The sequence below is a fragment of the Bradyrhizobium sp. BEA-2-5 genome (assembly GCF_032918025.1).
Classification (GTDB): Bacteria; Pseudomonadota; Alphaproteobacteria; order Rhizobiales; family Xanthobacteraceae; genus Bradyrhizobium; species Bradyrhizobium pachyrhizi.
Window position 1 is genome coordinate 6,415,622 of record NZ_CP136629.1, and the last position, 14,261, is coordinate 6,429,882.

The window sequence follows — 14,261 nt, forward strand, 5'->3', positions numbered from 1 at the left end:
CTATCGAAAACGCCCGCTCCCCACGGGCGTTTTCTTTTTTTGCGGGTGGTCGACGCGACATCTTATCCAGGTCATTGGCGAGCGCAGCCAAGCAATCCACTGTCACCGCTCATGCGGAAGGATGGATTGCTTCGCTCCGCTCGCAATGACGGAGCACCACCATCGGCAACCTATGACGATGGGCGGCTGGCCTATCGCGGCGGCGAACCCGACGCGCCCGGCACGGTCTCGATCAGCTTGCCGGAAAACACCGGGGCCGAGGTAGGCTCGCCGTTCGGCGATCCACCGGCCTGCTCGACGGTGACGGCGAAGGTGGCGCCGTTGATCACGTCGGGATCGTAGCCCGACAGCAGCGGACGCGCGGTGAAATCGCTGGCCCCGATGACGCCGAGCGAGCGCGGGCGCGGCAGCTTGTCCGAGATCAGCCAGAGCTCGAAACTCTTGCCGGGCTCCGACGGGGCGCCGACCTTGCGGACGGTGAAGTTCTTGGTGGCGCCGTCGATGGTCATGATGAAGGCCGGCCCGCCATTCGGCCCCTGCAGCAGCGCGACATATTGCGCCGACGGCGTCAACGCCGGCGCCGGCGTCTTCACTTCGACGGTCTGGATGCGCGGCTTCGGCCGGATCGCATTCGGCAGAGAGTCGGGCCGATAGATCTGCAGACCGAGCGTGACGAGCAGCGCGGCCGCGATCGCGGTCGCGGCCGACGCGATGCCGCGCCAGCGTTTCACGCGGCCCGTCAGCGCGGTCACGTTGCGTTCGTCGAAGATGACCCGCGGCGGTCGGGCCTCGGGCAGCCTCCGGGGCTCGGGCGACTGCGCAGGCTCCGGATCGAACGCCGAGCCGAATTCGGGATCGTCTGTGACTGGCGAAGGCGGCGGCGTCACCGTCGTGGCCGGCGTCTCCGGCAGCCCCAACGGCGCCTGCGGCGCGCTCGTGGGGCCGATCGCCGCCTTGATGTTGTCCCAGACCACCGGACGCGGCTCGACCAGGCCGACCATCTGGTTCAGCGGCCCGAGTCTGAACTGCCAGGCCTGCACCAGCACTGCGAACTCGCTGTCGACGGCCATCATGGCCTCGACCTGCGCACGCTCATCGGCGTCGAGCGTACCGAGCGCGTATTCCGCGGCGAGCGCGATATGATCCTCCGTGTAGGCCATCAATCAGAGTCCAAGACACTCCCGGATATCCATCAGGCTGCGGCGCAGCCAGGTCTTCACCGTGTTCACCGGCGTCTCGAACTTTGCGGCGAATTGCTCGCGGCTCCAGCCGTTGTAATAGGCGAGAAGCACGAGCCTCTGACGGTCCGGCTCGAGCCGGCCGACGCACTCCAGCAATCGCTTCAACTCTTCCGTCATCTCCCGTCGCGCCAGCGGATCGGGCTGGTCGGCTGCGACCTCCATCGCCGCCGGCTCTTCCTCCAGCGAGGCCTCGCCGCGCTTGCGCACGATGTCGATTGCACGGTTGCGCGCGATCGAGGCCATCCACGTGATCGGCGACGACAAGGCCGAATTGAACTGGCCGGCGCTGTTCCAGATCTTGACGTAAGTCTCCTGGAGGACCTCCTCTGCGAGATCCTGTCGGCGCAAGATACGGAGCACGACGCCATAGAGTTTCGCGCGCGTGGCGGCGTAGAGGCGCTCGAATGCGGCCTGATCGCCCTTGGCGACGGCGGCGATCAGCCAGACCAGCTCAGCCGGCGTCAGCATCTTGCGCCCTCCAAGCCCCGACCCCCCATCGCCTCATTGCCACCGTGCCGCCGATCATCCGTCCTGACCGGTGGTAGCATATTTTGGGACACCACGATCCGCCAAGGGGCTAACAAGTGGCCGGCAGGCCGGCGGCTTGTGGACAGCGCCCAGCAAAAAGCCCGGGCGATCGGCCCGGGCTCTCAATCTGGTCAGCGGAGGGAGCGAGGGTTCAGGCGATGACGCCGAGACGGGCCCGCATCAGGCCGATCGAATCCATGTCGGCTTGTTCGCGAGCGCTCTCCTCGGCGCGCTCGCGGGCCTGGTCGCGCTCGTCCAGGAGCTCGACCTTCTTCAACTCTTCGAAAGCCTCGGCCAGTGCGGCCTTGGCTTCGTCGAGCTGGCCCTTCAGCTCGTCGGCTGAACGGGTCAGGTTCTCGCGGCGCTGGATCGCGGCCTTGGCATAGGTCGGATAGGCGAAGTGCGAGGGATCGTTGATCCCGGCACGCTCCTGCTCGGTCTGGATCTCGCGTTCGAGATCGACCGACATCCGCTGGAAATCGGCGATCATGGTCTCGATCTGGGTGACCCGGCGGCGCTTCTCGTCGACCTGAAACTTTTTCAGGCGGATAAGCGTATCTCGTGACTTCATCGACTCGTACTCCCCAGAAGTCCCAAATCTGAACGCGGGACAGAGCCGGCTCCCCGCTGGGCCCCGCCGGCATAGCTATGGTGTGCCGGCGATGATGACCTGACAAAGTTAGCGTTCCGTTTCCAAACCCGACAGGATTTGAGCCAGTTGCCGGTAGCCGTCGGGAAGGCTGGTGGATTCTCGTCCTTGCGCTGGCGCAGGAAGGCCTCGAGCGGCTCGTGCAGCCGGATCGCCTCGTCGACCTCCGGGCTGGAGCCGGCGCGGTAGGCGCCGAGCCGGATCAATTCCTCCATGTCGGCATAGGTCGCCATCACCTGGCGTGCCTTGTTGATGTAGGGCAGGAAGTTGGGGTCGGCCGACCGCGGCATGGTGCGCGAGACGGATTTGAGGATGTTGATCGCGGGGTAGCGGCCGCGCTCGGCGATCGAGCGCTGCATCACGATGTGGCCGTCGAGGATGCCGCGGACCGCATCCGCGATCGGCTCATTGTGATCGTCGCCGTCGACCAGCACCGTGAAGATCGCGGTGATGGCCCCCTCCCCCAGGCCCGGCCCGGCCCGCTCCAGCAGCTTCGGCAACTCCGTGAAGACGGTCGGCGTATAGCCCTTGGCTGTCGGCGGCTCGCCGGCGGACAGGCCGATCTCGCGCTGGGCCATGGCAAAGCGCGTCACCGAGTCCATCAGGCAGAGCACGTCCTTGTCCTCGTCGCGAAAATATTCGGCGATCGCGAGCGTCAGATACGCCGCCTGGCGGCGCATCAGCGCGGGCTCGTCGGAGGTGGCGACCACCACGACCGAACGCGCGAGGCCCTCCTCGCCGAGATCGTCCTGCAGGAATTCCTGAACCTCGCGCCCGCGTTCGCCGATCAGCCCGATGACACTGACAGCGGCATCGACGTTGCGCGCGAGCATCGAGAGCAGCACCGACTTGCCGACGCCGGAGCCGGCGAAGATGCCGATGCGCTGGCCGCGGCAGCAGGTGAGAAAGGTGTTCATCGCGCGCACGCCGAGATCGAGCGGTGCGCCGACGCGCTTGCGCGAATGCGCCGGCGGCGGCGTGTTGCGGAACGGCATCGGCGAAGGGCCCTGCGGCAGCGGCCCCTTGCCGTCGATCGGCTCGCCCAACGCGTTGACGACACGGCCGAGCCAGGCTGCGGACGGCCGCACCTGGCTCGCCGCGTTGGCGATCACCGCGCGGCAACCGCGCCTCACGCCATCTAGTCCGCCGAACGGCATCACCACCGCGTTCTCGCCGGAGAAGCCGATCACCTCGGCGGGGATGAAGCGGCCCGCGCCGACGTCGATCACGAGCCGTGCGCCGACCGACATTGAGTGAATCGGACCGGCCACCTCGACCATCAGGCCGCGGACCCCGACCACGCGGCCGTAAATATTGACGCCGTCGATGTCGCCGATCTGTTCCGCGAGCGCCTTCATTGCGAAAACCTTAAGTTTCCGCTTTTTTGCTCCGGCCGCTTAACCTCGTGTTTACCCGCATCATTAATCATTGCGTCACTGTCTTTGTGACTGAGGTCGCGTGACTCCCCTTCAGAAGAAGGCTGAGTCGCGGGAGTCGGTTAAACCCGTCTCTTAAAGTGGAAACTGAACGGACGCGGTTAGGAAAAGCTTCTTCTACGCAATATCTTAGGGCGATTCGACAAAAATTGCACGGTTAGAGCTTGCGTGGAGGAATCAGTTTTTGTTAACCATCTGTCGTCAGGATCCGAATCAGTTGTTCAAAGGCGTTTTGTTGAGTGCCGCGAATGCGGCCGACCTGACGCCCAGGAGCGGCGACTATGGGGAACTGGCATGCGCGTTTTGCTGATTGAAGATGACAGCGCCGTCGCGCAGTCGATCGAGTTGATGCTGAAGTCGGAGAGCTTCAACGTCTACACGACCGATTTGGGGGAAGAAGGCGTCGATCTCGGTAAATTATACGATTACGACATTATTCTCCTCGACCTCAATCTGCCCGACATGTCCGGCTACGACGTGCTCAAGCAGCTCCGGGTCTCCAAAATCAAGACACCGATTCTGATCCTCTCCGGCCTCGCCGGCATCGAGGACAAGGTCAAGGGTCTCGGCGTCGGCGCCGACGACTACATGACCAAGCCCTTCCACAAGGACGAGCTGGTGGCCCGCATCCACGCGATCGTGCGCCGCTCCAAGGGTCATGCCCAATCGGTCATCCAGACCGGCGACCTCGTCGTCAACCTCGACACCAAGACGGTGGAAGTCGGCGGCCAGCGCGTGCATCTGACCGGCAAGGAATACCAGATGCTGGAGCTGCTCTCGCTCCGCAAGGGCACGACCCTCACCAAGGAAATGTTCCTCAACCACCTCTATGGCGGCATGGACGAGCCCGAGCTGAAGATCATCGACGTCTTCATCTGCAAGCTGCGCAAGAAGCTCGCCAATGCCTCCGAAGGCCGCAACTTCATCGAGACCGTGTGGGGCCGCGGCTACGTGCTGCGCGAGCCGCACGAGCACGAAGAGCGCATTCCCGCCTGACCTTCCGGGCGCCCGCAGAGAACCGCAAGGTTCGCTCCTTTCGACCTGGACCCCGCCGCAAATGGCGGGGTTTTTGTTTGGGATTGAACCGGCTGTCGGCATGCGCCGACCAAGGGAACGTGCAATCCTGCCTCGCGCGAATCCTGACGAACTCCCGGACCGCCCCGACATGATCCTGCAATCACTCTCCGGCCTGCCCGCCTTCCTGGTCTATTTCTGCACCGGACTGATCGCGATCGTGGCCTATCTGTTCGTCTACACCCGCATCACGGCCCATAACGAATTCCAGCTCATCCGCGACAACGAGCCGGCGGCGGCGATCGCGCTCGGGCTCAGCCTGCTCGGCTTCGTGCTGCCGGTGGTCAGCGCCATCGCCCATTCCGCCAATGTGGTGGACTGCCTGATCTGGAGCCTCATCGCGCTGATCGTGCAGATCATCGTCTATTACATCGTGAAGATCCCGGTGCCGAACCTGTCGGGGCGGATCGCCTCCGGCGAAATGGCGCCGGCGATCTGGCTCGGACTGTCCTCGCTGGCCGCAGGCGCGCTGAACGCGGCCTGCATGATCTACTGAGCCGTTGAGCCACCATGGCGCGCGAACCGAACCCGGACTTCGGCAAACGGCGACCGGTCGTGCCGACGCCGCCGCGGCCGGATGCGCCATCCAAGCGCTCCAACCATGTCGCGCTGCTCTTGATGGGCACGCTCGCGGTCGGCGGCAGTGCCTACGCGCTGATGCCGCGGCCGAATTGCCAGCCGGTGCCGCCGACGCCGCCGGGCGTCACCGCACCGGGCGTCGCCACACCGGTCCAGCCACAACCCGGCGTCGACTGCACGGCGCGCAGTTCGTCGTCCGGATCGGGCGGCAGCGGCGGCTCGTCACGCAGCAGCTTCTTCAACAGCAGCTCGTCGTCGAGCGGCACCTCCTCGTCCGCGAGCTCGTCGTCAAGCTCGTCGGTGAGCCGCGGCGGCTTCGGTTCATTCGCGCATGCGTTCGGCTTCAGCGGTGGCTGATGCATGTTGCCGTGTCATCGCCGTGTCATCGCGCTTTCGCTTGCCCGGCGAACGCAGCTGATGGAAACTCGGCATGGCTCCGCAGACGGCAAGGCAGGGATTGCGTCCATGAAACGCTCGCGCCGCGTATGGCTGAAATTGATGGGGAGTATCGCGATCGGCGCGGCGTCGATCGGCCTGACGCCAAGCCATGCCCGCAGCCACCACCATGCAGGGCACGACGCGAAGCGAAAGCCCGCCGAACGCTCGCCCTCCGGCGGCTTCGGCGGCGCGCCGCGCACCATCGCCCGCTACGGCGACGACGATCCGTCGCATGGCGGAAGCTGACACCAGGCTGACGAGCGAGCGCGGTTTCCCCTCATGCAACGCATCGCATGTCCCGAACGCGACGATTGGCGGACGACTGCCGAGAATGCCGGCTTCACCTTCCACACCATCGACGGCGAACGCTATTGGGACGAGAGCGCCTATTACGGCTTCACGCTCGACGAGATCGAGCGCGGCATCGAGACGCCGACCGGCGAGATCGACGCGATGTGCCTGGAGCTCGCCGGCCGCGCTGTCAAGGACGAACGCTATCTGCGCCGGCTGAAGATACCGGAGGCGTACTGGGATCTGATCGCGGCAAGCTCGCGCCGCAAGAACCCGAGCCTGTACGGCCGGCTCGATCTCACCTTCGACGGGCGCGGCCCGGCGAAGCTGCTCGAATACAACGCGGATACGCCGACCTCGATCTTCGAGGCCGCGGTGTTTCAATGGACCTGGCTCGAACAGGCGATCGAGCGGCGCATCATCCCGTCGCGCGCCGATCAGTTCAACTCCATCCATGAGCGGCTGATCGCGGCGTGGAAGGAGATCGGCGCGACCCACCCGCTGCATCTCACCGGACTGACCGGAAATCCCGAGGACGCCGGCACGCTCGCCTATCTCGAGGACGCCGCAGCGCAGGCCGGGCTGAAGACCACGCTGCTCGACATCGAGGAGATCGGACTGCGCGACGACGGTCAGTTCGTCGACCTCGACGAACGCCCGATCGCGCTGGCCTTCAAGCTCTATCCCTGGGAGTGGATGTTCCAGGACGCGTTCGGCAAGAACCTCTCGACCGCGCCGACGCAATGGATCGAGCCGCCGTGGAAGGCGGTGCTCTCCAACAAGGGCATCCTGCCGCTGCTCTGGGAGATGTTTCCGAACCATCCCAATCTGCTGCCGGCCTTCTTCGAGGACGATCCGCGCGCCGCCCGGCTCGGCACGTCGTTCGTGCGCAAGCCGATCTATTCGCGCGAGGGCGCCAATGTCGAGCTGGTCAGCGCCGGCGTCACGCTGGTCGCCGAGCAAGGCCCCTACGGCACCGAAGGTTTCATCCGCCAGGCACTGGCGCCACTGCCGAATTTTTCCGGGCAGTATCCGGTACTCGGCAGCTGGGTGGTCGATGGCACGCCCTGCGGACTCTCGATTCGGGAAGACGAGAATCCGATCACCGGCAACACCTCGCGCTTCCTGCCGCACGCGATTTTGTAGCTCATGAACGTTGAAACGAACGCGGCTCTGTCGCCGTCATCCCCGCGCAAAGGCTTCGCTTTTGTCGCTGGAGGTACGAGCCCTTGCGAGCCTCGAAGGATGCACGGCCCCCGCTGGTGGCCCCCGACCCTTCGAGACGCTGCTTCGCGGCTTCTCAGGGTGACGGAGTTAAAACGAGATGTCTCGCCTCACCGCGCAGCGGACGCAACCGCCTTCAGCACATGCAGCGCGGCGCCGGCGCGCGCGACCGGGGCGACGCTCGGCTGATAGAGCCCGCGCCGGTCGGGATAGGGCCTGAACAGGTTGGTGATGCCGACCACGGATTCCGCCGCGCCAAGCGCCAGCACGCCGTCGGGCTCGAGCATCCTGGCCACCTTGCCGAAGATACCGGCCTTGGTGTCCTGATCGAAATAGATCAGCACGTTGCGGCAGAAGATGACGTCGAACGTGCCGAGATGCGAGAAGTCCTGCAACAGGTTGAGCTGGCGGAACTGCACCATCGCGCGAATGTCGGTATTGAGCTGCCAGAGTTCGCCGACTTGCGTGAAGTACTTCATCAGGTGCTGGATCGGCAGGCCGCGCTGCACCTCGAACTGGCTGTAGACGCCGGCCTTGGATTTCTCCAGCACCTCCTGCGACAGGTCGGTGGCGACGATCTCGATGCGCCAGCCGGCGAAGGCCGCGCCCATCTCCTTCACGCACATCGCGATCGAATAGGGCTCCTGCCCGGTCGACGAGGCCGCCGACCAGATACGCAAGCTCTTGCGCGCCGCGCGCGCCTGCGCGAGCGCGGGCAGCACCGCTTCCTTCAGATGGTCGAACGGAATCTTGTCGCGGTAGAAGAAAGTCTCGTTGGTGGTCATCGCTTCGACCACGTCCGATGTCAGCAGCTCCGCGCCGCCCTTCATCCGCTGCACCAGCTCGGGAATCCCGGCGAGGTTCGACCGGCGCGCCAACGGCAGCAGGCGGCTCTCGACGAGATACTGCTTATCGACGGAGAGATCGAGGCCGGAACGCTCCTTCAGCAGCTTACGCAGATACTCGTAGTCCAGCGGCGTCACGAACGGTCTCCCGCAAATACCCGAACAAGCTTCGATGCGATCTGATTGAGCGGCAGGATCGCCGCGCAGATGCCGGCATTGGCCGCCGCCCCCGGCATGCCCCAGACCACGCTGGAGGCTTCGTCCTGTGCAATGACGCTGCCGCCGGCGGCGACGATGTCCTTGCCGCCGCGCATGCCGTCCGAGCCCATGCCCGTCAGGATCACGGAGAGGATATTGCCATGCCAGACGTCGATGGCCGAGGTGAAGAGCGGATCGACCGCGGGTTTGCAGAAATTGACCGCCGGCCCGTCATCGAGCGAGATCGCGGCATCGACGCCGTGGCGGGCGACGCGCATGTGGCGCCCGCCGGGCGCCAGATAGATCTGGCCCGGCTTGACGCTCTCGCCGTCGATCCCCTCATGCGCCGGCCGCTTGCTGGTGCGCGCCAGATGCTCGGCAAGGATGGTGGTGAAGGTCGGCGGCATGTGCTGGGTGATCAGCACCGGGAAGCGGTCGATCACCGGGCCGAGTTCGGTGACGAGCGACATCAGCGCCTGAGGACCGCCGGTCGACGAGCCGATCAGCAGCACCTTCGGCGACAGCAGGCCGAACGAACGGCGCGTGGCCTGGGCCGGCGCCGTGTGCGCGGCAGCGGGAATAGACGGCCGCGGTCTGTCATGACCGGGCGCAAGCGGCGGGCTTGCCGTCGTGTGCACCGGGCTGCGCCGCGCCTTGGCGCCGAGATGGCGGATCTTCTGGATCAGGTCGTGGCGGAAGGTTTCCGCGGCGGTGGCCTCGCGCGTGCTTTCCGGCTTCGGGATGTAGTCGGCCGCGCCGAGCGACAGCGCCTTGAAGCTGATCTCCGCGTTGCGGCGGGTCAGCGTCGAAGCCATGATGATGACGAGATCGCGCTTCTTCGCCAGCAGTTGCGGCAGCGCCGAGAGGCCGTCGAGCTCGGGCATTTCGATGTCGAGCACGGCAACGTCGGGGTTGATGCGTTCGATCTGGTTGACCGCCTCGAGCCCGGTGCGCAGCGAGGCCGCGACCTCCATGTCGTGCTCGGCGCCGATCCAGCGCGAGATCAGACCGCGGATGACGACGGAGTCGTCGACGATCATCACTCGCACCTTGTCGGATCGGGTCGATGTCGGGACCGCAGTACTTGTCAACGCAACACTCATGGCTTCACCAGCGACGCAACACGACGCACAACAACCGTTGAGCCGAAGGCTTCTGCCGCCGGATCGAACGGAGAATCTAAGTCAGCATGATCTTCTCGGAAAGCCGGTTCCCACTTTTCCGGATCATGCTCTAGATCAGCCCGACTTCCTGGAACTTCGCGGTGACGATGTCCCGGTCGAACGGCTTCATGATGTACTCGTTGGCGCCGGCATGCAGGGCGCGCGCGATATGAGCGACGTCGTTCTCGGTGGTGCAGAACACCACCTTGGGCTGGTCGCCGCCGGGCATGCGGCGGAGATGGCCGAGGAACTCGTAGCCGTCCATGACGGGCATGTTCCAGTCGAGCAGCACCGCATCGGGCAGGCCGCGCTTGCAGGCCTCCAGCGCCTTCTCACCGTCCTCGGCTTCGAGGATCTGGAAGTCGAGGCCCTCCAGGATCCGCCGCGCAACCTTGCGGATGACGCTGGAATCATCGACGACAAGACAGGTTCTCATCTGCGACCTCTACTTCCTCATCCCCGGTGGGATGTTTCAGTTCTTCAGTTCGGGCGGCCCTGTTCACGCCGCTTTGGCATCGGGCACCAGTTCGAGGACGCGATCGACGTCGAGGACGACCATGAGCTGGCCGTCGAGGCGGTGGACGCCGCCGGCGAGCTTGGCCATGCGGGGATCGAGGTTGACCGGGTTGTCCTCGCGGCTGTCGTCGGGCAGGCGCAGCACCTCGCCGATCTGGTCGATCAGCAGGCCATAGGATTCGCCGCGCAGGTCGACGCCGACCGCCATCGGCACCTTGCCGTCCTCGGCCTTGGGCAGGCCGAGACGGGCGCGCATGTCGACCACGGTGACGATGCGGCCGCGCAGATTGAGCACGCCGGCGATCTCGCTGGAGGCCAGCGGCACCCGCGTCAGCCGCTCCGGCATGAACACGTCCTGCACCCGCGAGATCGGCAGGCCGAACAGCTGCCCGCCGATCACGGCGGTGACGTATTCGGCCATCGCGCCTTCGCTTGTCTCGGTCTTGCTGGTCATCAATCCTTGTCCTTATCCCGTGTCATGCCGCCCGGCGCAGTTCCGCGGTCTGCTCCTTCAGCGCCGCGATCAGGCCGGGACGGTCGAACTTGGCGACATAGTCGTGGAAGCCGGCCTGACGGCCGCGCTCGATCGCCGCCGGCGACACCAGCGCCGACAGGCCGATGATCGGCGTCCCGATCAGATTGTGGTCGCTTCGGATGTTCTCGGCGAACTCGAACCCGTTCATGTCGGGCATCTCGATGTCGGTCAGCACCACGTCGAAGGCCTGTCCCGAACGCAGCGCGGCGAGCCCTTCCTGCGCGCCGCCCGCGGTCCTGACCTTGTAGCCGGCGGCCTTGAGCACCGGAGCCAGCATGTTGCGGAAGAAGGCACTGTCGTCGACCAGCAGCACCGACTGCGAGTGCATCGACGGCTTCATCTCCTTGCGGGTGAACCAGTCGGAGAACGCCATCGGCAGGAAGTGGCCGACGTCGATCACCTCGGTGGCCTGGCCCTTGATCACGGCCGAGCCCAGGATGCCCGAACTTGAACCGCCGACCTCGATGTTGAGCCGTTCCTCGACGATGTCGATGATCTCGTCGACGACGAGGCCCATGGAGCGGCCGTCGTCGGCGAACACCAGGATCGGCTGGACGCCCTGGCTGGCAATGGTGACGCCTTCCATGGCCACCAGCGGCATCAGCTGCTCGCGGTACTGCACCATGTAGCGGCCGTTGCTGAACTCGATCTTGTCGGTTGCGAGCTCTTCCAGGCGGGTGACGAGCCCGAGCGGGACCGCCTTGGGCTGGGACGAGCCGGCGCGGAACACCAGCAGCGAGGTGAGCTGCTCGCCGCTTGCCGCATGGGCGTTCGCATTGTCCTCGCCCATGTCATGGGCCGAGGAGCCGGCGGCGCCGAGCGCCTTCGCAATGCCGTTGGGATCGATGATCATGATCACCGCGCCATCGCCCAGAATGGTGTTGCCGGAGAACATGTCGATGTGGCGCAGCTTGGTCGACATCGGCTTGACCACGATCTCCTCGGTGTGGAACACGCCGTCGACCACGATGCCGAAGGTCTGGCTGCCGACCTGGGTCACCACGATGAAGCCGTTCTCGGGATCCGAGGCCGCGCCGTCGTCGATCTTCAAGAGCTTCTTCAGGTGGATCAGCGGCAGCAGCTTGTTGCGCAGGCGCAAGACCGCGGTGTCCTTGATGCGCTCGATGCGGTGCTCGGAGTTGGCGCGGGCACGCACCAGCTCGACCACCGAGAGCTGCGGGATGGCGAAGCGGTCGCCGGCGGCTTCCACGATCAGGGCGGAGACGATGGCGAGCGTCAGCGGGATCTTGATGGTGACCGAGGAGCCTTCGCCGGCCACGCTCTTGATGTCGATGGTGCCGCCGATCTGGTCGATATTGGTGCGCACCACGTCCATGCCGACGCCGCGCCCCGACACCGAGGTGATGGCGGCCGCGGTCGAGAAGCCCGGCGCGAAGATGAACTTGTGGATCTGGGCTTCGCTCATCTTCTCGAGCTCGGCCTCGGTGACGAGACCCGAGGAGATCGCCTTGGCCTTGATCTTCTCGGTGTTGAGGCCGCGCCCGTTGTCGGCGATGCAGATGATGATGTGGCCGCCCTCGTGATAGGCGGACAGGCGAATGGTGCCCTGCTCGCCCTTGCCGGCAGCCAGCCGCTCGGCGGGGGTCTCGAGGCCATGATCGGCGGAGTTGCGCACCATGTGGGTGAGCGGGTCCTTGATCAGATCGAGCACCTGGCGGTCGAGCTCGGTGTCGGCGCCGTGCATCTCCAGCTCGATCTGCTTGCCGAGTTCGCTCGACAGATCGCGGACGATGCGGGGCAGCTTCTGCCAGGCATTGCCGATCGGCTGCATGCGCGTCTTCATGACGCCTTCCTGCAGCTCGGCGGTGACGTTGGAGAGGCGCTGCAGCGGCACCTTGAACTCGGTGTCCTCGTTGCGCCTTGAGATCTCCAGCAGCTGGTTGCGGGTCAAGACCAGCTCGGAGACCATGGTCATCAGGTGCTCCAGCGTATCCACGTTGACGCGGATCGACTGGTTGGCGATCTTGTCGCCTTCCTGGACATCCTCACCGGCGGCCTTGCGGGCCGGCTTCTTCGCAGGCTCAGCCGGCTCGGCGGCGGGAGCCGCAGCGGCAGGCTTGGCGGCCGGCGCGGGCGCGGCGACTTCGATCGCGGTCTCGCGGAAGGCGCGCTCGAGCTCGTCGAGCGAGACCTCGCCCGGACGCAACGGGCGCTCCAGCGTCTGCACCACCAGCGTGCCTTCGGCCGCCTGCACGGACGGGGCTTCGACGACCGGCACGTCTTCTTCAGCAGCAACTGCCATCGCCGCCATGCCCTGCTCGACCATCGCTTCCAGCTTGTCGATGAGGTCGCGGTCGTTGCCCTCCGGCTCGGCTTCGGTCGCCTCCAGCCCGGCCAGGATCTCCTTGATGCGGTCGATCGAGGACAGGATCACCGTCACCGCCTGCCCGGTCACCGGCATGCCGTCACGGAACTTGCCCATCAAGGTCTCGCCGGCATGCGCCAGCGCTTCCAGCCGCGGCAGCCCGAGGAAGCCGCAGGTGCCCTTGATGGTGTGGACCAGGCGGAAGATGTTATCCAGGATCTTGGCGTTGTTCGGCTCCTGCTCGAACTTCACCAGCTGATTGTCCACGGTGTCCAGGCTCTCGCTGGTCTCCGTCAGAAACTCCCGCAACAGATCATCCATGAAACCAACCTTCGAAAAACGCCGAAAACGCAGCGGCGCGCAACATCGACGCGCCTGACGGAACTCAGGTCAGCTTCTCCGCAAAGCGTTTAAGTTTGGTTGAGCAAATGGAAAGGAACGGGATCAACAAAGAGATAAGGCCGCGCGATCGAATCGCGCGGCCGGTCGTAACCTTTGATTAATGATATCGGCGCGGCCGCGGTCAGGACGCGGCAATGATGACCTTGTCGCCGTCGAGCGCGAGCGTCACCTTCAGCCCGCAGGCTTCCGCCAGCAGGCGGGTGTAGTGCGGTTGCACCGCATGCGCATCGACCGTGTTCGGCGAGGTCGCATTCAGGAGCTCGGCGATGTTCTGCGGCAAACGCGCATTGTGTCCTGTCGCAGTGATGCGAAAGCTCATCGTCTCGCCCTCGCCGATCGGGTCGATCGTCAGCATGCCGCCGCGCGGGATCGTATGCTGGGCGACGACCAGCATGTTGAGCAGCAGCTTGACGCGATTCTTCGGCAGCAGCAGCCGCGGCAAATTCCAGGTGATCGCGCACTTGCCGTCCTCGATGTGGCCCCGCGCCATGGTCTGGGCATCGCCGAGATCGATCTGCGCGCCGGAGGAGCCGGCGGCGCCGAAGGCAAGGCGGCAGAACTGGAGCCGGGCCGAGGCGGTCTTGGCGCTCTTGCGAATCAGATCGAGCGCGAACTCGCGGTCTTCGGGCTTGGGATCGTCGTCGAGCACTTCGAGCCCGTTGACGATGGCACCAACGGGGCTGATGAGATCGTGGCAGACCCGCGAGCACAGGAGCGCTGCGAGTTCGAGCATATCGGGAGCGGGACCGGGAGACGAAGTGCCAGACATCAATTGTTTCCTGGAAAGCCGCACGCCGACCGAGGAGTGCGAATCAC

The 14,261-nt window shown here is 65.3% G+C and carries 14 protein-coding genes and 1 pseudogene; 4 read left to right on the plus strand and 11 right to left on the minus strand.

Features of this window, described 5'->3' with window-relative positions; genetic code table 11:
* Nucleotides 1–191: 191 nt before the first annotated feature.
* The 4 genes and pseudogenes from RX327_RS30300 to fliI form a co-directional block, all read right to left on the minus strand.
* Entirely contained in the window at nt 192–1,160 is a 969-nt protein-coding gene (locus tag RX327_RS30300; RefSeq protein WP_317247976.1) for an anti-sigma factor domain-containing protein, read from the minus strand.
* A 3-nt stretch (nt 1,161–1,163) separates the two neighbouring features.
* On the minus strand, nt 1,164–1,709 hold the full coding sequence (locus RX327_RS30305) for a sigma-70 family RNA polymerase sigma factor (RefSeq protein WP_317247977.1): 546 nt from the start codon (nt 1,707–1,709) through the stop codon (nt 1,164–1,166).
* Nucleotides 1,710–1,920: 211 nt separating this feature from the next.
* On the minus strand, nt 1,921–2,340 hold the full coding sequence (fliJ, locus tag RX327_RS30310; RefSeq protein WP_317247978.1) for a flagellar export protein FliJ: 420 nt from the start codon (nt 2,338–2,340) through the stop codon (nt 1,921–1,923).
* A gap of 108 nt (nt 2,341–2,448) precedes the next feature.
* Nucleotides 2,449–3,776, minus strand: a pseudogene (gene fliI, locus RX327_RS30315) (flagellar protein export ATPase FliI).
* A 372-nt stretch (nt 3,777–4,148) separates the two neighbouring features.
* On the opposite strand from fliI, the gene ctrA reads away from it, so the two are divergent.
* Together ctrA and RX327_RS30325 are read left to right on the plus strand one after the other, a co-directional pair.
* Complete coding sequence (gene ctrA / locus RX327_RS30320) at nt 4,149–4,850, plus strand: response regulator transcription factor CtrA (RefSeq protein ID WP_008138878.1); 702 nt, start codon at nt 4,149–4,151, stop codon at nt 4,848–4,850.
* Between the two features lie 169 nt (nt 4,851–5,019).
* On the plus strand, nt 5,020–5,424 hold the full coding sequence (locus RX327_RS30325) for a DUF350 domain-containing protein (protein WP_317247979.1): 405 nt from the start codon (nt 5,020–5,022) through the stop codon (nt 5,422–5,424).
* Nucleotides 5,425–5,575: 151 nt separating this feature from the next.
* Here the strand turns inward: RX327_RS30325 and RX327_RS30330 are convergent, their stop codons facing one another.
* Nucleotides 5,576–5,869 carry a hypothetical protein gene (locus RX327_RS30330; RefSeq protein ID WP_050383754.1) on the minus strand — a complete coding sequence of 98 codons (294 nt, stop codon included), beginning with the start codon at nt 5,867–5,869 and terminating at the stop codon, nt 5,576–5,578.
* Between the two features lie 103 nt (nt 5,870–5,972).
* On the opposite strand from RX327_RS30330, the gene RX327_RS30335 reads away from it, so the two are divergent.
* Both RX327_RS30335 and RX327_RS30340 read left to right on the plus strand, forming a co-directional pair.
* On the plus strand, nt 5,973–6,191 hold the full coding sequence (locus RX327_RS30335) for a hypothetical protein (RefSeq protein WP_050383755.1): 219 nt from the start codon (nt 5,973–5,975) through the stop codon (nt 6,189–6,191).
* Between the two features lie 33 nt (nt 6,192–6,224).
* A complete protein-coding gene (locus RX327_RS30340; protein ID WP_317247980.1) occupies nt 6,225–7,382 on the plus strand; it encodes a glutathionylspermidine synthase family protein in 1,158 nt (385 codons plus the stop codon).
* Nucleotides 7,383–7,570: 188 nt separating this feature from the next.
* Here RX327_RS30340 and RX327_RS30345 read toward each other — a convergent pair whose 3' ends face one another.
* The 6 genes from RX327_RS30345 to chpT form a co-directional block, all read right to left on the minus strand.
* Entirely contained in the window at nt 7,571–8,443 is an 873-nt protein-coding gene (locus tag RX327_RS30345) for a protein-glutamate O-methyltransferase CheR (protein ID WP_317247981.1), read from the minus strand.
* Complete coding sequence (locus tag RX327_RS30350; RefSeq protein WP_317247982.1) at nt 8,440–9,606, minus strand: chemotaxis response regulator protein-glutamate methylesterase; 1,167 nt, start codon at nt 9,604–9,606, stop codon at nt 8,440–8,442. Before RX327_RS30350 ends, RX327_RS30345 begins: the two co-directional genes overlap by 4 nt.
* A gap of 130 nt (nt 9,607–9,736) precedes the next feature.
* Nucleotides 9,737–10,102: a response regulator gene (locus tag RX327_RS30355; protein WP_317247983.1), complete on the minus strand. Its 366-nt coding sequence runs from the start codon at nt 10,100–10,102 to the stop codon at nt 9,737–9,739.
* A gap of 63 nt (nt 10,103–10,165) precedes the next feature.
* A complete protein-coding gene (locus RX327_RS30360) occupies nt 10,166–10,636 on the minus strand; it encodes a chemotaxis protein CheW (protein ID WP_317247984.1) in 471 nt (156 codons plus the stop codon).
* A gap of 22 nt (nt 10,637–10,658) precedes the next feature.
* On the minus strand, nt 10,659–13,364 hold the full coding sequence (locus tag RX327_RS30365; RefSeq protein WP_317247985.1) for a hybrid sensor histidine kinase/response regulator: 2,706 nt from the start codon (nt 13,362–13,364) through the stop codon (nt 10,659–10,661).
* A gap of 202 nt (nt 13,365–13,566) precedes the next feature.
* A complete protein-coding gene (gene chpT, locus RX327_RS30370) occupies nt 13,567–14,214 on the minus strand; it encodes a histidine phosphotransferase ChpT (RefSeq protein ID WP_317247986.1) in 648 nt (215 codons plus the stop codon).
* Between the last annotated feature and the right edge of the window lie 47 nt (nt 14,215–14,261).